The organism is Bernardetia aquimarina (assembly GCF_042180575.1).
Lineage (GTDB): Bacteria > Bacteroidota > Bacteroidia > Cytophagales > Bernardetiaceae > Bernardetia.
This window is the reverse complement of the sequence record NZ_CP170094.1, coordinates 3,230,713-3,251,034: the sequence shown is the minus strand read 5'-3', so window position 1 is coordinate 3,251,034 and position 20,322 is coordinate 3,230,713. Positions and strand designations below refer to the sequence as shown.

Here is a 20,322-nt window from a genome sequence, read left to right as displayed (position 1 = left end):
ATAACGAACAATAGTAGCTTTAAAGTTATGAATTTAATTTAATTTAGTTGTTTTAAGTTTCTTTTATTGAATCTTAACGTGTGAGCAATCAGCTTATGATTTAATTTCTATATCTATTTCTTCTTTTATCATTTGCTTTTTTTGGGAAAATAAGGTTAAGTTTCTCAGGAACAATTTTGACATTTTCCATAAAATAAGGAGGAAAAAATAGTGGTTGTAGTGTCGAATCACTCATATTTCTAGTTTTATAATCTGCCAAAATATACAAACTATCAGGAATAGTCATCATTTCATTTGTTCTTCTAACATCATATTCCACAACAGCTAACTGACGAGCAAGATAAACAGAAGAATCTTTTGGAAAATCAATTGGTTTTATAAGAACTGTGACCGTTTTTTTAAAATATAAATCAACATCAAATTTTATTTGTACACCTTCAGGAAAAAAACTCACTTTTCTAGGAGGTTGATAATTAATATCAATCATTTCATCATAATTTTCATCTAATTTATTCTCATTCAAAATAATTTCAAAACTATCAGGCTCTGCACGTACAAAAGAAGTTGCTCCACTAATTGTTAGAGAGTCTGGGTCAAGAAAAATACGAGAAGCAATACGATGATTTTTGGCTAAAAAAATCTTTGAGCTATCTACAAAAAGTACAACTTGCTTACTCATTGTACTATCATAGTGAAGATGAATAGAATCTTCTGCAATAAAATCTACTCGTACATCACTAAGCTGTTGCACAATATCAGGCATCAATGATTTGGCAGTAAAATATTTTACTTGTGTAGGGTCTTCTATATCTATTTGAAGAGGTGTAATCCCAAACCCTAGTGTTTTCTGTAAAAGTCGCCAACCACTTCCACTTACTTGTACAGAAATATACTTTGGAGGCTCTTCCAATGCTACTACATCTTTACGAGAGTAATCAATTACTAAAGGAAAATTAATTGTAGTGTGATAATTATCTTTGTTGAGTGCCTGAAAACTCCATATAAAACATGAAATAATTATGCACAAAAAAAGACGAGACCAATTCCAAGTACGAACAAGTGGAATAGATTGATAAATAGCTTTTAAGATGTCTTTTAGAGTACGACGAATGCCCAAAGTTTAATTAAATTAAGAAGAAGCGATGAACGAAAAGGATATTTTAAATTTCTATGTATTTATAATACTATTAGAAACGAAATAATTGTTTGAGGTACATGATATACGAAAACTAGCAAATCAAAGGCATAAAACAAAATTTGTTTTTACAAAAAATACAAAACAAACCCTAAGTAGCTAAAAATAGGAAATGAAATCGTGTCTAAATCTATAATTTATTTTCATAAATCAAAACCAATTTATGCCTCAAAACTTTATAAATACTGCATAAATAATATTCAGTTTTCAATATGAGTGTCATTTAAGCAGCGTTTATTAGGTCTTTTGGTGCAAATTGTTCCTCATTTAGAGAATTAAAATTAATTTTAGGGTTATTTATCAACCAATTAATTATTGATTTTACGTGAAATTTATCAGACTAAACGCACTATTAAATGAACATTTTGGTAAAAAGTTGTTCAGCATAGCTTGTATTCCAATTAATTTTATTCATCATTTTTTTAGTGCTAAGTTTAGTTTCATACATTTTAGCAGCATTTAGTATTATTTTTCTGACTAGTGCTAAATTATGAACTGAATTGTCTTTTCGGTTTCTTTTTTCGTCTTCTTTTAAAATAACGTCTAGTTGCCAATGTAATTTATTTTCTATTGCCCAATGCCCTCTAGCTAATTTATAGGCTTGTTTTGCACTCAAATTTTTAATACTTGAGATATAATAGCGTATATGTTCTCCTCGTAATGAGCTATTTGTAGTTAATTTTATTAAAGTTACTAAACCTAACCAATTAGCTAGATTTTCTATCCATTTACAGTTTGAACTTACCTCTACTTTATATTCTACTACTTGATTAGCACTTGCTGACCAATCTTGTGTCTCAAATATATCATCAGCCTTTTCTACTTTAAAAGTAAGCTCTGTTTGCTCTAAAAGATGTTTTTGGTTTCCTTTTAGGGCTAAAAAATAATCTCCTTCTTTCTCTATAATCTGTTGAGCAATCGCTTGTTGTGTTCCCATAGCATCTAAAGAAACAACATATCCTTTCAAATAAAGCATTCCTAAAAGAGCTGGAATAGCCGTAATTTCATTACTTTTTTCTTCTACTTGAACCTGTCCTAAACTCAAACCTAGTTCACTAGCAACAGCACTAACTAAATAAATCCCCGTTTTACTACCCCGAAGAGCTTTTCCATCCACACTAATTTGCTGATAAGGTAAACCTAAATCTTTAATGCAAGCTGAAATCCAATCCATAAAACAACTATTAAAAAAAGCACTATCTAAGTGTAAAAAAACTCTACGTATAGTATCATGGGAAGGAATTCCGTTAGGCAAACGTAGAAAATTTTGTAAAAATTCCTTTTTCTCAATACCAAAATCGGCTATTTCTTCATAACCATCTGCACCATGAAAAATAGCACATACACTTAAAAGCAAAATATCCTGCAAATTGTGCAAGTAATTTTTATTTTGCCTACGAAAATCAGGAACTTCTGATAAATAAGAGCTTAAACTGACCATAAAAGAGAAAAAATTAAAAGTGAGAACGAAAATTAACTCTTTTTTATTAATTTTATAGTGCGTTTAGTCTGGGGTAAAATCAACTTATTATCAATTTTCAAAATATATCTATGAAAAAATAAGCCATTTTTTCTACAAAAATTATTTATAAGGAATCCAAAATTTGTTGTAAATTCTCCTTTGGGTCTATGTTTATCCATTCACAAAATTCTTTCAAAAAATCTTTTTGTGTTCCTCCATTTTCTCTAAAATATTTTATCGAAAAAGAATCATAAATACTTCCTGCTGATTTCGAAATTTTATTATTTTCTTTATCCAAAATCAAATCATGATGCAAAAAAGTAGTTTCTGAAAATGGTTTTTTATTTAAAATTTTTGCTAAAAATAATTGTGCTGCCGTTGAATTTATCAAATCTGAACCTCTTACAACAAAATTAATATTCATTCTGAAATCATCAATTAGTGAAACAAGCTGATAAGACGGTAATTTATCTTTCTTCTGAACAACAAAAAAAGGCATTTCAGTTGATAAATTGATTTCAAAATGAGTTCTATTACAATCATTGATTTGAGTAGCTTTCTTATCAAAACAATTTGTATTTATTCGAAGAGCTGACTTTTTTTGACTTTCTGTATTTATTTTATTATTATTTTTTGAACAAAAACCATCATATACATTTCTATTCTCAATGTTTCTGTTTTGAATTTCTGAACGAGAACAAAAACACTCAAAAACAGCATTTTTATTCTTCAAAGTTTCAATTTCTTTTTGATAAATTTCTAAAAAATTATGTTGTGAATAATGAGTTTCAAAATCTTTGGGATTCTTTGCGCCTTTGTCCCAGTCTATTTCCAAAAAATGAAGCGTTTCGAAAATATCGTGTAGATATTCTGGTCGTTTTCTATTTTTATCAATATCATCGATACGCAAAGTGAGTGTTCCTCCTGTTTTTCTGACCAAAATCCACGTCAAAAGGAAAGAAAAAGCATTACCTTTGTGTAAAAGACCAGAAGGTGTGGGTGCAATTCTTGAATGAATCGGATTTTGGGTAGAATTTAAGACTGATTTGATTTTTGAATAATTCATAACTTATATAAATTGCTGGTTCAAGCGTCGACGCTTGAACCAGTTGTAAAAGAGCAAATTTATGACAAAAATATTAGCTATTGAGTCAAGTTGTGATGAAACTTCGGCTTCTGTAATTATAGGTGGACAAGTAAAAAGTAATTTGATTGCTACACAAGCAATTCATCGTGCTTATGGTGGTGTTGTGCCAGAACTGGCATCACGAGCGCATCAACAAAATATAGTTCCTGTTGTGATGGAAGCATTAAAAGAAGCTCAAATTACAACAAAACATCTAGATGCCATTGCTTTTACTCGTGGTCCTGGGCTTTTGGGTGCGCTTATCGTTGGGACGGCTTTTGCAAAGTCGTTGGCGTTGAGTTTAGAGATTCCTCTCATTGAAGTCAATCACATGCAGGCGCATGTTTTGGCTCATTTTATTGATGAACCGAAGCCAAAATTTCCTTTTTTATGTTTGACTGTTTCGGGTGGACATACACAGATTGTTTTGGTAAAAGATTATTTGGAAATGGAAGTTATTGGAACAACACAAGATGATGCCGTAGGAGAAGCCTTTGATAAAACAGCCAAAATGTTAGGTTTGCCATATCCAGGTGGAGTAGAAATTGATAAATTAGCACAAAAAGGGACAGTTCAAGATTACGGTTTGCCAAAAGTAGATTTGCCAAATCTTGATTTTTCATTTTCTGGACTCAAAACAGCAATTCTTTATTTTATAAGAAAACAAGAACAGAAAAATTCGAATTTTATTAAGGAAAACATAAATGATATTTGTGCGACCATTCAACACACACTTATCCAAACGCTTTTGAGAAAAACAATTCAAGCTGCCGAACAACAAAATATCAATCAAATTGCGATTGCTGGAGGAGTGTCTGCTAATTCAGAACTCCGAAAAAGGATGACAGAGTTAGGAAAAGAAAAAAGCTGGGATATTTTTATTCCAAAAATGGAATATTGTACTGATAATGCTGCTATGATTGCGATGGCTGCTCATTATAAGTTTTTAAAACAAGAATTTAGTAATCAAACGGTCGCACCACTTTCAAGAATGAGTTTTTAATATTAAATTAGGGTAAATTTAATTTATGCAAAATTTTATTATGGTTTTGCTGGTGTTAATTTGTGTTTTATTTTGAATTTATTAAAAACTTACCCTTTAAAATAATGACTGACTCTGTAATACACGAATATCGTTCTAATCCTATCCCACATATTTATATTAAGTGGGAGTTTATGGTAGAAGAAAATTTATTCCGTGAAGGAATGGAAAAACTTATTGAAATGATGAAAGAACACAAAACAGGAAAAATTCTTTCTAATGTAACCCAGTTAGGACCACTATCAGATGAAGATCAAGCATGGTGTGTGGATGACTGGCTTCCTCGTGCTTTGGCTGTTGGTTATACTTCCGTTGCTAATATTATTGCAGAAGATATATTTGGAACAATGGCAGTAGACGGTATATTGAAGAATGCTGCTGAAAAATCACCTATTGATATGCATTATTTTGAAGGTGAAGTAAAAGCTACTGCATGGTTGGCAAATTTATAATGAAGTTGTTTAAGACCCAAAGAGCAGTGAAACTAATAGAAAAATTATCTTCTGTTTCCCAAAGAACAAGGATATAGTGTTTTTTGAATTAAATGATTTATCTTTAACTAACGAAATAATCTAAAACGATAAAAGAATGAATGACCAATTTGAACTCTATTATTCTCACACACCAGTTTCTCATATTTACATAAAATGGGGATTAAAGATTGATGAGAATGAATTTCGTCAAGGCATGAATGATTTAATTGACCTTATGCGAGAAAATGAAACAGGAAAAGTTTTATCTAATAATGTAAACATGAGAGAGTTGAGTGATGCTGATCAGAAATGGAGTGTAGAAGATTGGCTTCCTCGTGCATTAGCTGTTGGATATTCAACTATTGCAATTATAGTTTCCAAAAATTTGTTTGGAAAAATCGCAGTAGAAGATGTTTTAAGTAATGCTTCTGAAGTATCGCCTATCAGAATTCAGTATTTTGAAGACGAAGAAAGAGCGAAACTATGGTTAAAAAGCCTATAATCATAAAAAAACAATCAAAATTATTACTACTCAAAATAATATAAAACCGACTCTTACCTTTCAACAAGAATCCATTATCGAATCAGAAGGCGATTTGAAAGTTGAAGCTGTGGCTGGTTCTGGAAAAACGACAGCTCTTTTGGAATATGCTAAGAAAAGGGAAGGCGAAGGTTTTATGTTGTATTTGGCTTTTAATAGAGCCATAAAGGAAGAAATTCTACGAAAGTTACGATTAAATAATCAAAATGATATTCCGACACTTTGGGTAGAAACAGCACATTCATTGGCGTATAGAAGTCTTTTTAAGAAAAAACAATCGCCTTTGATTTTGGATTTGTCGCTTTCCTCTATCAAAAAATACTTTCATTTATCAGATACAGATTCTACCAATAGTTATTTATTGGCTCGCCATATCAAAGATTTTTTTGATACTTTTTGTCAGAGTACACACAAAACAATTTCAGCATTTGATTATACCGAAAAGCTCACACCACGAAAAGGACTTTCTTTTGCTCAAAAAAATTATGACCAATTAGAACGACAAGTAAAATGGCTTTTTGATAAAATGAGTGATACAAAAATTCCGATTACACACGATTTTTATCTCAAAAAATATCAATTATCAAATCCTAAATTATCTTTTGATTGGATTTTGTTTGATGAGGGACAAGATGCTTCGCCTGTAATGCTAGATATTTTTATGAATCAAGAAGCGACAAAATTGATTGTAGGCGACGAACATCAACAGATTTATGGCTGGCGAAGTGCGATTAATTCGCTCTCAAACACCGATTTTCCTAGTCTAAACTTACAAAAAAGTTTTCGCTGTCCTGCTGCTGTAACTCAGTATGCAAAAGAAGTAGTAGCATGGAAAAAACATGTCTTTCCAGATTTTGAAATCAATAATTTTGAAATGATTCCTCGTTCTGTTTTATTCAATCAAGAAGAACAAAAGAAAACCCATGCAGTAATTGCAAGAACGCATTTAGGATTAATTCAAACGGCAATAGAATGGCTTTTTGAATCTAAAAAAGTAAGTTCGGTAGCCTTTGAGGGAAATTTTGAACAGTATTTAAAATTAGATGATGGTTCTTCGATTTCTCAATTAGTAAACTTGAATAATAAAGCGAATAGAAAAAAAGAGTTTTGGTACGATTGGAAACAAATCGAAGAAACGGCAGCAGCTTCTCAAGACCGTTCGCTCAAAAGATTAGTAGAGCTTGTTAAAAAATATGGAAATCAGCTTCCAAGCCTTTTAGAACGTCTTCAAAACCGAATTACAGAACCTCATAAAGCAGATATTACTTTTACGACGGCACACAAAGGAAAGGGTTTGGAATGGGATACGGTTTATCTTCAAAATGATTTTGTGAGTGAAAAACAAATTTTGAAAGCTGTTCAGACTAAAACAGGAAAACCAATTTCGGAAGCTAGAAAACAAGCCATTAACGAAGAAATAAATATACTTTATGTAGCTCTTACACGAGCGAGAGAGGAAGTAAGGAGGATTTGAGTTAGTTGGAAATAGTCCTAAATAGTCTTGAAAACAAAAAATCCCTTTTTTCAAAAAATGAAAAGGGATTGACTTGTTTCTTACAAAAGCATTTAAGAAGTCTAAATACGACAGTTAAAAAATAAGGATTTGCTAAAAATAATCTTTATTACTAATTAATAATGATTGACAATTCACTTACTGCTCGTTATTGACTTTCTGAATAAATGATTTCTAAAAAATAAAGTTACTGTTAAAAATTTTGTATTGTTACAATCAGCTCCTTTGAAAATCATTTGTTTTGCTTATTTACCTTATATATTTCAATAGGCTTGCCAATACCAAGAAATAAGTGTAAATAAAATAGAATAATTGAAAATAGCGATTTAAAGCTCATATAAGCCTATTTTTGTTTTTTTGATAGAATTTTGATACTTCTTTATTTTTTCAAAATGGAAAGGTAGAATTTCGCTTTTGAAAAAAAATAACCTTAATCTGTAAAGACTAAGGTTATTCTATTTGAATTATTTTTGAAGAAAGATTCTAATCACTCAAAATCTCATCTTCATCTTGTCGCATTACTTGAACTACTCCATCTAGTTCTTTGAGTTCGATAATGAGTTTTTGTACTTGTTCGGTATTTAAGACACGTAAACGGACTTTTCCTTCAAAAACAGTTTCGTTATTGATGTCAAAACTAATTCCACAAATATTGACTTTGTTTTGATTGGAAATAATACGAGTAACATCATTTACAAGTCCCATTCTATCAGCACCAATAATAGTAAGTAGCACCTCAAAAGTGAGTGTTTTTTGGCTTGCCCAATTCACAGAAATAATTCTATCTCCATATGATGCCATAATTGCAACAGCATTCGGACAATCAGTTCTGTGAATACGAATTCCTCTTCCACTTGTAGTCAGTCCAAAAATATCATCTCCTGGTATTGGATGGCAACACTTGGACAAATGAAATTCTATGGTAGAATCCCCTCCAATCAAAAGAATATCATCTTTCTTTTTCTTTTTGTGTCCTTTGTCTTTACTTTCTTTTTTAGATTTTACTTGTGAGGCTTTGTATTCTTCGTCTTCTTCTCTAAATTTCTTAATCTGTGTATGTTCAATCTTTCCTTTGCCGACAGCATAATAAAAATCAGAAGCATATTTATAACTAAAATAATCTAAGAGTTGATTGACTGTTTCATCATTAAATTCAAGTTTGAGTTGTTTGAGTTTTCTCTTAATGATTTCTTTTCCATCTTCAATGATAATCTTTTGGTCTTTTTTGAGAGCCTGACGAATACATTGTTTTGATTTGGAAGTACGAACATAAGAGAGCCAATCTTCATTTACTTTTGTTTTGGAAGAAACAAGGATTTCTATTTGGTCGCCATTTTGAAGCTCATAATTGAGAGGAACAAGTTTGTGATTTACTTTTCCCCCCATACAACGTTCACCTATTTCGGAATGTACATCAAAAGCAAAATCCAGAATAGTAGAATGTTGAGGCAAAACTTTCAAATCTCCTTTTGGTGTAAAGACATAAATCTCATCACTAAAAAAGTTATTCTGAAATTCATCAATAAATTCTAAAGCTGAAAGGTCTTTGTTTTCGATACTTTCACGTACTCTAGAAATCCAACCTTCAATACTAGATTCACTTTTATCATTTCCTCCTTTGTATTTCCAATGTGCTGCATAGCCTTTTTCAGCTATTTCATCCATTCTATGAGTTCGGATTTGTACTTCTACCCATTGTCCTTTCTTGCTCATAACAGTTGTATGAAGCGATTCGTAACCTGTGGTTTTGGGTGCGCTAATCCAATCTCTCAAACGTTGTGGACTAGGTTGATAAAAATCAGTTACGACAGAATAGGTACGCCAACAAGCCGATTTTTCATCTTCTCCAATTCCTGTATTCAAGATAATTCGAATAGCAAACAAATCATAAACTTCATCAAAGGGAATTTGCTGTTTGACCATTTTCTTTTGAATAGAAGAAATAGATTTCATTCTACTTTTAATTTCAAAATCAAGTCCTTGTCGTGCCAACTCTTCTTCAATAGGCTTTTTAAATTCATTGATAAAACGAGTACGAGAAGCCTTCGTTCTTTTGATATGCTCAACAATTTCGTTGTATGCTTTTCTGTTTGAATACTTTAATGACAAATCATCTAGCTCCGAACGAATATTATATAACCCCAAACGGTGAGCAAGAGGTGCATAAATATACTGTGTTTCTGCTTTTATTTTAAGTTGTTTGGCATTAGGCATACTTTCAAGAGTACGCATATTGTGCAAACGGTCAGCAATTTTGATAAGAACAACACGAATATCTTCTGAAATTGTCAAAAGAACTTTTCTAAACGTTTCGGCTTGTTGCGATTTTTCTTGTCCAAACATATCACTAGGAACTTTTGTAAGTCCATCAATGATTTTTGAAACCCGACTTCCAAATTCTTTTTCTAATCTTGAAAGAGGAATATCCGAATCTTCAACTACATCGTGCAACAAAGCACAAATAATTGAGGTTGTGCCAAGTCCCATTTCTTCTACTACAATCCGTGCCACCTCAATAGGATGAAAAATATAAGGCTCACCTGATTTTCTGCGTACATTTCCATGTGCTTCAGTAGCTATTTGAAATGCTTTTTTGATTTTTTTTGCATCATCGCCTTGCATATAAGGGCGAGCTAGTCGCATCAAATGACGATAACGCTGCAAAATGTCGTTTTTTTCTTGTTCTAGTTGTTTTTCTGTAAGTTCTAGTTGCTTAATTTTGGCTTCTTCTGTTTTAGTGGGAACTTCTACTCCCTTTTCTGGTATAGACATATCTTTTCAATTTCAATAAAATTCAATCTTATAAGGATAATTAATTATTTAGTTTGTGTGTAGTTGTTTTATTTACTTTCCTAATTTTTTGCGTATCTATTTATTCTATTTCGCTATTTTTTCATTTAATCAATAACTAGATAAGCTCCTAAACTAATTTACTCATTTTATTTCATATATTCTAACTCTTTGGAAAAAAATAATTTAAAAATCAACAAATTAGGTAATTATACAGTTACCATCTATTAATACAGAATAAATACTTTTTTTATAATTTTTTTAATTTGAAATTGTATTATAATTGTATTTTTGTAAAAAAAGCTAGTCTAAAAGGTAAAATTTTTGCACTTTTGTAGTATATATAGCCTCTAGCTTTTTAAACATTATCTTATCAAAAAAATCAAAAAACGATGCGTATTTTCGTTCAAAATAATTATTTAGAATTTGTCAATGAATATCCTGAAGTAACAGGAGGACGTATTTTACAAACTGAAAAAATAAAAGACAGTTATAAATTATATCTTTCTCTAAAGACAAGAACCGATTTTACTAGAGCTTATATAAAAACAGATGATATAGAAAAGTCATTTGAAGAGTTTGCTACCAAATTCAAAATCAGAGAAGCTGCTGGAGGCTTGGTAATGCGTGATACTTTACAACTTTGGATTTTTAGAAATGGAAAATGGGATTTGCCAAAAGGGCATTTAGAAGAAAATGAAACCAATGCAGAAGCTGCCGTTAGAGAAGTAGAAGAGGAGTGTGGTGTAAAAGCCGAAATTGTAAAAGAATTACCGACTACTTATCATATTTATACCTACGAAGGAAAAGAAATTATCAAAAAAACCTACTGGTTTGAGATGAGTACAGAAGACGAAAGTACTCCACAACCACAAATAGAAGAAGGAATAGAAAAAGTAACATGGCTCAAAGAAATTGAAATTCCTTATATTCTGAATAATACATGGGCTTCTATTGAATATTTATTATCACAGATTATTGAATTTTAGATTTTATGAAAGGGGTTTTTACTCTTTTTTGTGCTAAAAAATCCCTACTTTGCTCAAATAAACAAAATAGGGATTCTTATATAAAAAATAATAAATATTTATTACTTTCCTTTGCTTGCAGCTTTTTCAGCCTTTGCTTTTTCTTCTGCTTCTTTTTCCTTTTTAGTAACACGCTTACGACGAGTAGTACGTTTTTTCTCTACTACTTCAACAGCTTCCACATCAGCGAAAACACGTCCACAGTGTTCACAAACAACTAATTTCTTTTTTTCTTTAATATCAACTTGACGTTGTGGAGGAACAATATTGAAACATCCACCACAGGCATTACGCTTTACATTCACAACAGCAAGACCATTACGAGCATTTTCACGAATACGCTCATACGATAAGTAGAGAGTTTCAGCAATATTTTTCATGCGTTTTTCACGCTCTTTCATCAATTTTGCTTCTTCTTCTTCACTTTCTTTTACGATACCTTCAAGTTCGTTTTTCTTGTTTTCTAAATCTTTTTTACGTTCTTCTAAAGTAGCAGCAGTATCTTCAATTTGCTTTTGCTTGCGTTCTATTTTGTACTGTGTATCTCTAACAGCTTTTTCTGCAAGACGAATATCCAGTTGTTGGTTTTCTATTTCACGAGCAATGGCTTGAAACTCACGGTCATTGCGAACATCCATTTGTTGCTCTTCGTATTTAACGATTAATTTTTTGTGGTCTTTAATCGAATTATCTTGAGTTGCTTCAAGGTCATCTAATGATTTTTTTTCAGTTTCAAATTTTGCAATTCGTGTCTGATACCCTTCTATTTCGTCCTCCAAATCTTGGACTTCTTCGGGCAAATCGCCTTTTATCTTACGTAATTCATCTAATTTAGAATCAACTTCTTGAAGTTTTACAAGGGCATCTATTCGTTTGGCTACTGGAGTAGGTTGTTCCATAAAATCGGTTTGGGACTCAGGTGGTTTGTAGAATGAGTTTTGGAATGTCTTTATTTAATTAAATTATTTTTTTGAGAATACTTCTAATTAATTTGAAAGACAATGATTTGCAAAGGTACAATTTTTTGTTTAATAAATAAAAAATAAAATCAGAAATCAAATACAACTGAGAAATTAGTGTAACTAAAAGACAAGAGAGTGAAACTACTTTTATCACAGTTCATTTCTGACTTCTTACCTCATACTTCTTACTTTGTATTCGGTATTTCTCCTTCTTTTGCAATGGCATTTAAGACCAATTTATCCATAAAAGAAGGAAATAATTTATTCAAAAAGACAGTCAATTTGCCTTGTAAAGTCAAAATCAAAATATTTTGTCTCTTTTTGGTAGCCTTTAAAATATGATTTGCACATTCTTCTGAAGTCATCATTTTTCCTTCATCTTTTGGCGAATTTCCTTGTGTACTTCCGTCCTGTAAAAGTGCTGTATTTCGAATATTTGAAGATGTATATCCAGGGCAAGCAATCAAAACATGTACATTTTCGGCTTTCATTTCAGTTCGCAGAGCTTCCAAAAAACCTTGCATTGCAAATTTAGAAGCTGAATAACCTGTACGAGCAGGCAAACCTCTAAAACCTGCAATAGAAGAAACCCCAACCACAGAACCATTCGTTTTGATAATATGAGGAATACAGTATTTGGTAGCATAAACAGTTCCCCAAAAATTAATATCCATCAAACTTTTCAAAACAGATAAATCTAAATCTTTAAATAAAGCACGCATCGAAATTCCTGCATTATTTACCAAAATATCTATCTTTCCAAATTTTTCAATCGTCTTTTCTGCCAGTTCTTTATTATCTTCTTCCTTACTGACATCTAACCTAAGAGGCAAAACTTCTATATTCTGATTTTCTAAGAAAGTTTGTGCTTCTTTTAGTTTTTCGGCATTTCTACCTGTAATAACTACTTTTGCGCCTTCTCTTCCAAAGGCTTCTGCACATGCTCTACCGATTCCAGAAGTTCCTCCTGTAACAATGACAACTTTATCTTTGACTGATTTGCTCATGATTTATAGTTTACTATTTACTTCTGACATTTGGAAAGTGTCAGCTACTTTAATACACAAAATTAGGTAAAATTTATGTATTCATTTTTGGTATTCGACGCTTTTAAAAAAAGCCATTCAAAAACATTCATCTCACTAATAATGTTGATATAAGAGAACAGAGTTAAGTAGTGTTATGATTTAATCATATAAAACAAACTACGTTCCTCCATTTTTTGAGTTGTAATGGCTTATTATTCCCAAATTTATGAATAAGCAACTGGTTTTTGACCCATCTAACAGCAACTTAGAGGAAAACAGAATTTCATTTTTTAGACTAACTTTAGATATTTTATATTCTTTTTTTTTCGGTTGTCTTGCTTCTTGTTGGTATTTTTTAGTTTCTATTTTTAGATGTTTTTTTTATAAAAACCTAGTAATAGCCTTTTTTATTGTGCTTTCTTGTGTATATTTTTCTCAGAAAAGTAAGGCTCAAAAAGCTCCTTATACACCTTCTTATTCTGTAACAATTACTTTAGATAGTATTGATAGAATAGTAACTGATTATTATGAGAAAACAGACGATACCACAACTACGGATAAAATTCAGAATTGGGCAGAAAAACGAAAATGGACAAAAGAAGTAGTCAGTTGGGTTATTAGTTCGAAAAAAGAACCAAGTTTTTGTCCTCCTGCTGATGTTTTGCATTATCCAGATTGGAAAGAACAAGAAGGAAAAATAATTGGAAATATAGATGTTTTGACTTTGGATGTTTTTGGAGCAAAAGCAACTGATACACTTCACAAAACAAGAAATTGGTTAGAAAGAGCTGGTAACATAATTCATATCAAAACACAAAGCAGTGTAGTAAAAAGGCGTTATTTATTGTTTGAAGAAGGCGAAAAGTTAAATCCTAATTCAATAAAAGATACAGAACGAATTTTAAGGCAGTTGAAAGCCATTGGAGATGCTCGTATTTATGTAAAAGAAAGAGTACAACTAGACGGAAAAGTTAGTGATACCGTCGATATTGAAGTAATTACTCATGATATTTGGTCGCTTATTCCGAGTGCAGGGGCATCTGGGTTAAATAGTGGCTGGATGCAACTTCAAGAACGAAATTTATTAGGTTTTGGACATAATGTAGAAGGAGAATTGATGTATTCCCCTGATTCTGAACAACCTTTTGGACACCGAGCAAAATTCGAATCGGCTTATTTAGGAAACTCATTTTCTGTTTTGAGTGCTGAATATTGGAATACGTATGAACGAAAAAGTTATAATGCAGCCTTAGAACGTCGTTTTCTTTCACCTGATATGCGTTGGGCAGGTGGTGTAGAAGCTGGTTATAGGCGTTGGTTGGCTCTTCCACTAATGTCAAGTGATACGATTACACCTAATTTTTTTTATAGCTATTTGCTTACAGATGGATGGGGAGCATATTCTTTTCCTATCAAAAATAAAAAAATAAATAATGGAGGTAGAACTTCCATTATTACGGCTGCTCGTTTTACAAGTTATTATTACACAGATCGTCCAGAAATAAGTGCAGACACTAATCTTTTATATCAAAATCAAACTCAAATGCTTTTGAGTGTTGGGCTTTCTACTCGTAAATATGAAAGAGATTTTATGATTTATGGTTTTGGTAGAACGGAAGATATTCCTATTGGTAGGCGTGCTGTTTTTACTTTTGGAAAGTCAAATACAGACCTTGAAACTAGATATTATACAGGTTTAGAACTTAGTAAAGGCATAAAAACTAACAAAATAGGTTATGTTCGTGCTTCTTTGGCTTTAGGTTCATATATAACCACTGAAAAAGAATTTGAACAAGGAGTTTTTGAATCAAAATTTACGTATTTCACTCCTCTATTGTGTTTGGGAACGTGGCGTTTGAGGCAGTTTGTTAGGGGGCGTTATACAAAAGGTTTTCATCGTTTTGATAGAGAATACACTGATATCAATGGAAATACAGGAATTTGGGGAATGAGCGACGACCAATTAAAAGGAACGGAAGTGGGATTTTTGGGAACAGAAAGTGTATTTTTTACGACTTGGCGATTTTTAGATTTTAAATGGGCATTTTTTGCTCGTGCTGATATTGGAGTAGCTACTTTTTCTAGTTCGGTTACAAAAAGTCCTATTTTTCAAGGCTATAATATTGGACTTAGAATGTATAATGAACGTTTTTCTTTTCGGACTTTGCAAATTCGTTTTGGTTTTTATACAGGATTTGATGATGCTCCTTATTACCTTCAAACTGTACTTGATAACGTTCCAAGACTACAAATTGAAGATTTTGATATAGAAAAACCTGATGTGATTTATTTTCATAAAGGAAATGAAGGAAGGTAAACCAAGTAAGAAGTCAGATTTTAGAAGTCAGAAGTCAATATGAGTGACATTTTAGGCTAAAAAAATAAGGAAACAAAAAAGGTTGTATATTTAAGTTACCAGACCAAAATATATACTTTTATGCTTCCTAGTATCATTTCATTTCAAGTTATTTTAGAAACTACTATGACAAGTTCAAATATAAGCATTTTATATTGCTTGATCAATAGTATGTTTTGTGTTCGTTTTAAAGTTACTACTCGTAGCCTGAGTCGGTATAGTAATTTTAGCTTGCGTACTATTTTTCGTTTTTTAAGTTGTGAAATTGATTGGCTTTCTATTCGTATTCTTCTTTTTGTTCACTTGAATTTTAAGTTAGATAGGACCTATATTTTAGCAACAGACGAAACAGTTGAGAAAAAAAGTGGTAAATGTAGTTATGGACTTTAGACTTTATTACGATAATTTTTGATAGGTTATTCTTGTCTTTACCCTTAAATTATGAATACCACACGCAATTTCCATGACTTGGTCTCTTACCTCTTCTCCCCACAATCGGATTTCATCTAAGACAATTCTAAGTCTTTTTACTCCTGCTATGCTGTGTTCTGCACGTACTCTACGACTAGACTTTTTACTATTTTCAGCCTTGTCCTGCTCCGATAATTCTTTTCCTCTAGGCTTTTTTTTGGGTTGCTCAATAAGGACACCTTTAGGTCTATGACCTTGATAACCAGTATCTTGATGAAGAATAGTTCCCTCAGGAAAGGTAATATCATCTTCTTCTAATAAACGTTTATCGTGTACTTTTCCTGTTTCTGTATCTCCTAAAAAGACTACCTCTTGATGTTTATCTGTAACTAAAGTATTTTTTATAGTGTGCTTTTTTTTTCCACTATATACTTCTTTTTGAGCTTTGTAATCGGAGGGACGAGGAATTTCACGTTCGCTTCCATCTACCCATAACTCTAAGGCTTTACCTGCTTCTTCAACACGATCTGCAAGTTTTATTGTCCATTCCGATTCATTTCTTGCAGGCAATACATTAATTTTTCTTAAACTTTCTTTTAAAATGGGAAGAAGGCTGTTAATCCATTGATTAACTTTTCCTTGAGAAACATCAAAAGTAAGAGCTAAAGATTCCTGTAAAGGGTTGTTTTTCAAGTAGTAAAGGATAAAAAAAAGTTTCATTTCACTACCTTTTAGTTGTATTTTTGCGTGTTCTCGGAAGGTGGGCTTATTTCTAGCCTTTCCTTTGAGGTCATAATACATATAATGTTTTTCCCAAAGTGGAGAAAAAGTAGCTAATAACTCATCAAACTCTTTGATAGTCAAGCTAGTAAGAGCCATAAAAGGCTTTTCTTTTTTACGTAAGTTAGGTAAATCAATCATAAAGTAAGGATAAAATGACCACTAATATAATAAAATTTACGTTTTAAAGTCTATTAGGTAAATATACCTTAGATGCTCTTCATTTAAGCGATGAATTACCTGTTTTGATTGCAAAAAAAGGAGGTATTTATTTAATGTAGGTAAAGGCAAATCAAAAACTTCTTTTAGAAGAGTGTAAGCATATTGACGATAATTTAACAACTCCTTATGAGAAAACAACGTGGGAAAAAGCACACGGAAGGGAGGAAATACGAACTGGTTTTGGGTATTCCTTAAATGTAGAAACATTACCTAAACGTTGGAATAAGAGCCTGTTCGAGTTTAGTTTAAAAAAAAAGAACATCAGATTTTTTTATTAGTTAAGTAATTGATTTTCAGTTACTAATTAAAATATCAATTTCTATGTTTACTAATGAATATTTATCTGATGCTCTTTGGCAATATATGAAAAAATTTATACCTTCTTCGTATTTGAAAAGAAAACGCAAACACAGTTTGTATAATTTATTTTCTGGTCTATTCTATCTTACTCGTTCAGGTAGCAGTTGGCGTTTGCTTCCTAGTAGTTATGGTGTTCCTTGGAGTAGCTTGTATGATTATTTCAGTAAGTGGCAGCAGACAGGTTGGTATAAAAAGCTGTTAGATAAGCTTGTTAGAAGGGAACGTATAGCACAAGGTAGAAATCCAAGACCTTCTTTGGGTTGTATAGACTCTCAAAGTGTTCAGAGTGTTTATGGAGGAGAGGCGATAGGAGTGGACGGCTATAAGCTCAAAAAAGGACGGAAACGGCATATTTTAGTAGATACGCAAGGAAATTTACTAGAATTAGAGATTAGTCCAGCCAATCAAGCCGATGTAAATCAACTTGCTTATTTGTCGTATTTAGCTCAGTTTAGAGGCAGACCATTTTTCAAAATTCTTGCTGATGCAGGGTATAGAAGTGGGGCTTTGGCTACTGAAATATTTAGTCAAACAGGAGTGCAAGTGGAAATTGTCAATAGTCCAAGAAGAGAAAAAAAAGATGATAAAGCATTTGTTCCACAACCCAAAAGATGGGTTGTAGAAAGAACATTTGCGTGGCTCAATCAGAACCGAAGACTAAAAGTAGATTATGAAAAAACAAGAAAATCTGCAAAGGCATTTGTGTATTTAGCTATGATTTTGAATCTCATAAACAAAGGAGCTAAAAGAAATAAAAAATAAAAACTCGAACAGGCTCTAAAACAGAAGTCAAAACATTGATAGTAGTGGAAAGAGATAGAAAAAATACTAAAACACAGAAAAAAAGCAAAGAAAAAAGTTACTGGGTAACTAATTTGACACTTAATCAAATTAATTTTTTAGAGCTATTTATGGCTATAAGAGAGCATTGGATAATAGAAGTACATCATAATACGAGAGATACACAAATGGGAGAAGATAATTTAATAACTAGAAATGAAAATCAAAGTAGATTTATAGCAGTTTGCATAACAATGGCTACAAACTTGTTAGAAGCCCAGAAACCAGAAAATCTAACAGCACTAAGAGAAGATTTAGCTCACAAATACAAGAATGTGTACGAATTATTTGAACACAAAAGATTTTTATGAACATGCCCTGTAAAATATTATAGATTACGTTTTCAAATCGAATTTGATTTTAGAGATGCTAAACAATATTTTGGTTTATCTGATTTTAAAAATTACAAAGAAAAAAATCTAACTAATTTTGTTAATTTAAGCCTTACAATGACCTTAATTAGTAAATCAATGGTAGAAAAATTTAGAGAAAAACACCAAAATCAAAAATTAAGTATTTTAGACCTAAAAGTACACTACAACCATAAATTTCCAGACTAAACGCACTATAAAATTAATAAAAAAGAGTTAATTTTCGTTCTCACTTTTAATTTTTTCTCTTTTATGGTCAGTTTAAGCTCTTATTTATCAGAAGTTCCTGATTTTCGTAGGCAAAATAAAAATTACTTGCACAATTTGCAGGATATTTTGCTTTTAAGTGTATGTGCTATTTTTCATGGTGCAGATGGTTATGAAGAAATAGCCGATTTTGGTATTGAGAAAAAGGAATTTTTACAAAATTTTCTACGTTTGCCTAACGGAATTCCTTCCCATGATACTATACGTAGAGTTTTTTTACACTTAGATAGTGCTTTTTTTAATAGTTGTTTTATGGATTGGATTTCAGCTTGCATTAAAGATTTAGGTTTACCTTATCAGCAAATTAGTGTGGATGGAAAAGCTCTTCGGGGTAGTAAAACGGGGATTTATTTAGTTAGTGCTGTTGCTAGTGAACTAGGTTTGAGTTTAGGACAGGTTCAAGTAGAAGAAAAAAGTAATGAAATTACGGCTATTCCAGCTCTTTTAGGAATGCTTTATTTGAAAGGATATGTTGTTTCTTTAGATGCTATGGGAACACAACAAGCGATTGCTCAACAGATTATAGAGAAAGAAGGAGATTATTTTTTAGCCCTAAAAGGAAACCAAAAACATCTTTTAGAGCAAACAGAGCTTACTTTTAAAGTAGAAAAGGCTGATGATATATTTGAGACACAAGATTGGTCAGCAAGTGCTAATCAAGTAGTAGAATATAAAGTAGAGGTAAGTTCAAACTGTAAATGGATAGAAAATCTAGCTAATTGGTTAGGTTTAGTAACTTTAATAAAATTAACTACAAATAGCTCATTACGAGGAGAACATATACGCTATTATATCTCAAGTATTAAAAATTTGAGTGCAAAACAAGCCTATAAATTAGCTAGAGGGCATTGGGCAATAGAAAATAAATTACATTGGCAACTAGACGTTATTTTAAAAGAAGACGAAAAAAGAAACCGAAAAGACAATTCAGTTCATAATTTAGCACTAGTCAGAAAAATAATACTAAATGCTGCTAAAATGTATGAAACTAAACTTAGCACTAAAAAAATGATGAATAAAATTAATTGGAATACAAGCTATGCTGAACAACTTTTTACCAAAATGTTCATTTAATAGTGCGTTTAGTCTGAATTTACTTTACATTTTAGGAAGTTATGTTTTTTATTTTGATTTGATTGAAAAGTTATTTCAAAAAGCGAGTACAAAATGGTGGCTTATTTTTGCGTTTGTTTCTGCTACTCCTATTTATTTGATTCATCATTTTGTATGGTCAGAAGCTCCTTTTTTGCTTTTTTTGATAGGTTGTATTTGGGCATTTTACCACAAAAAACACCTATTGTTTTATTTATTTGGTTTGCTTTTTTGTGCTATGCGAAATGCAGGACTTTATTTTGTGATTGGAATAAATAGTGGAATTGTTTTATTTTATGTAATTCCATATTTATTTGAAAATGAAGAAAAAAAATAAAGACTCTTTATCAAAATCATTATTTCAAGCCTTTAGTTTATTTTTCAGTTTCCTCTATTTTACCCATTTTTTTATGGTGGATTCATGCCAAAATCAAGACAGATGGAGGTTTTGATACAATAGACT

At 31.5% G+C, this 20,322-nt stretch carries 18 protein-coding genes; 11 read left to right on the top strand and 7 right to left on the bottom strand.

From position 1 onward, the window contains the following. Positions 1–100: 100 nt before the first annotated feature. From ACE193_RS13855 to ACE193_RS13845, 3 genes are all read right to left on the bottom strand, one after another. Positions 101–1,117: a hypothetical protein gene (locus ACE193_RS13855; RefSeq protein ID WP_375558818.1), complete on the bottom strand. Its 1,017-nt coding sequence runs from the start codon at positions 1,115–1,117 to the stop codon at positions 101–103. Between the two features lie 430 nt (positions 1,118–1,547). Continuing rightward, complete coding sequence (locus ACE193_RS13850; protein WP_375558711.1) at positions 1,548–2,636, bottom strand: ISAs1 family transposase; 1,089 nt, start codon at positions 2,634–2,636, stop codon at positions 1,548–1,550. A gap of 145 nt (positions 2,637–2,781) precedes the next feature. After that, positions 2,782–3,723, bottom strand: a complete 942-nt coding sequence (locus ACE193_RS13845) for a glutamate--tRNA ligase family protein (RefSeq protein ID WP_375558817.1) — start codon at positions 3,721–3,723, stop codon at positions 2,782–2,784. Positions 3,724–3,784: 61 nt separating this feature from the next. Here ACE193_RS13845 and tsaD point away from each other — a divergent pair, with 61 nt between their 5' ends. The 4 genes from tsaD (at position 3,785) to ACE193_RS13825 (ending at position 7,313) form a co-directional block, all read left to right on the top strand. Beyond that, a complete protein-coding gene (tsaD, locus tag ACE193_RS13840; protein ID WP_375558816.1) occupies positions 3,785–4,786 on the top strand; it encodes a tRNA (adenosine(37)-N6)-threonylcarbamoyltransferase complex transferase subunit TsaD in 1,002 nt (333 codons plus the stop codon). A gap of 104 nt (positions 4,787–4,890) precedes the next feature. Next, positions 4,891–5,277, top strand: a complete 387-nt coding sequence (locus ACE193_RS13835) for a hypothetical protein (RefSeq protein WP_375558815.1) — start codon at positions 4,891–4,893, stop codon at positions 5,275–5,277. Positions 5,278–5,413: 136 nt separating this feature from the next. Further along, positions 5,414–5,800, top strand: a complete 387-nt coding sequence (locus ACE193_RS13830) for an STAS/SEC14 domain-containing protein (RefSeq protein WP_375558814.1) — start codon at positions 5,414–5,416, stop codon at positions 5,798–5,800. A gap of 13 nt (positions 5,801–5,813) precedes the next feature. After that, complete coding sequence (locus ACE193_RS13825; RefSeq protein ID WP_375563360.1) at positions 5,814–7,313, top strand: UvrD-helicase domain-containing protein; 1,500 nt, start codon at positions 5,814–5,816, stop codon at positions 7,311–7,313. A 522-nt stretch (positions 7,314–7,835) separates the two neighbouring features. Here ACE193_RS13825 and ACE193_RS13820 read toward each other — a convergent pair. After that, positions 7,836–10,124 (bottom strand): RelA/SpoT family protein, encoded by a 2,289-nt coding sequence (locus ACE193_RS13820; RefSeq protein ID WP_375558813.1) that lies wholly within the window; start codon positions 10,122–10,124, stop codon positions 7,836–7,838. 410 nt (positions 10,125–10,534) lie between these two features. Here ACE193_RS13820 and ACE193_RS13815 point away from each other — a divergent pair, with 410 nt between their 5' ends. After that, positions 10,535–11,131, top strand: coding sequence for an NUDIX hydrolase (locus ACE193_RS13815; RefSeq protein ID WP_375558812.1), 597 nt, complete (start codon positions 10,535–10,537; stop codon positions 11,129–11,131). Positions 11,132–11,232: 101 nt separating this feature from the next. On the opposite strand, the gene ACE193_RS13810 is transcribed toward ACE193_RS13815, so the two are convergent. Both ACE193_RS13810 and ACE193_RS13805 read right to left on the bottom strand, forming a co-directional pair. Continuing rightward, the gene (locus ACE193_RS13810) at positions 11,233–12,069 is read right to left on the bottom strand and encodes a zinc ribbon domain-containing protein (RefSeq protein WP_375558811.1); all 837 of its coding nucleotides are present in this window, start codon (positions 12,067–12,069) and stop codon (positions 11,233–11,235) included. Positions 12,070–12,317: 248 nt separating this feature from the next. After that, positions 12,318–13,139 (bottom strand): SDR family oxidoreductase, encoded by an 822-nt coding sequence (locus ACE193_RS13805; RefSeq protein ID WP_375558810.1) that lies wholly within the window; start codon positions 13,137–13,139, stop codon positions 12,318–12,320. A 247-nt stretch (positions 13,140–13,386) separates the two neighbouring features. Here ACE193_RS13805 and ACE193_RS13800 point away from each other — a divergent pair, with 247 nt between their 5' ends. Together ACE193_RS13800 and ACE193_RS13795 are read left to right on the top strand one after the other, a co-directional pair. Further along, positions 13,387–15,477 carry a hypothetical protein gene (locus tag ACE193_RS13800; protein WP_375558809.1) on the top strand — a complete coding sequence of 697 codons (2,091 nt, stop codon included), beginning with the start codon at positions 13,387–13,389 and terminating at the stop codon, positions 15,475–15,477. A gap of 120 nt (positions 15,478–15,597) precedes the next feature. Then, positions 15,598–15,906, top strand: coding sequence for a hypothetical protein (locus tag ACE193_RS13795; RefSeq protein WP_375558808.1), 309 nt, complete (start codon positions 15,598–15,600; stop codon positions 15,904–15,906). A 6-nt stretch (positions 15,907–15,912) separates the two neighbouring features. On the opposite strand, the gene ACE193_RS13790 is transcribed toward ACE193_RS13795, so the two are convergent. Then, positions 15,913–16,848, bottom strand: coding sequence for a transposase family protein (locus ACE193_RS13790; RefSeq protein WP_375558807.1), 936 nt, complete (start codon positions 16,846–16,848; stop codon positions 15,913–15,915). Between the two features lie 402 nt (positions 16,849–17,250). On the opposite strand from ACE193_RS13790, the gene ACE193_RS13785 reads away from it, so the two are divergent. From ACE193_RS13785 to ACE193_RS13770, 4 genes are all read left to right on the top strand, one after another. Next, the gene (locus ACE193_RS13785; RefSeq protein ID WP_375558806.1) at positions 17,251–18,051 is read left to right on the top strand and encodes an IS5 family transposase; all 801 of its coding nucleotides are present in this window, start codon (positions 17,251–17,253) and stop codon (positions 18,049–18,051) included. Between the two features lie 44 nt (positions 18,052–18,095). Continuing rightward, entirely contained in the window at positions 18,096–18,440 is a 345-nt protein-coding gene (locus tag ACE193_RS13780) for a hypothetical protein (protein ID WP_375558805.1), read from the top strand. A 312-nt stretch (positions 18,441–18,752) separates the two neighbouring features. Continuing rightward, positions 18,753–19,841 (top strand): ISAs1 family transposase, encoded by a 1,089-nt coding sequence (locus ACE193_RS13775; protein ID WP_375558711.1) that lies wholly within the window; start codon positions 18,753–18,755, stop codon positions 19,839–19,841. Beyond that, positions 19,807–20,196 (top strand): hypothetical protein, encoded by a 390-nt coding sequence (locus ACE193_RS13770; protein ID WP_375558804.1) that lies wholly within the window; start codon positions 19,807–19,809, stop codon positions 20,194–20,196. Before ACE193_RS13775 ends, ACE193_RS13770 begins: the two co-directional genes overlap by 35 nt. The last annotated feature ends 126 nt before the right edge of the window (positions 20,197–20,322 follow it).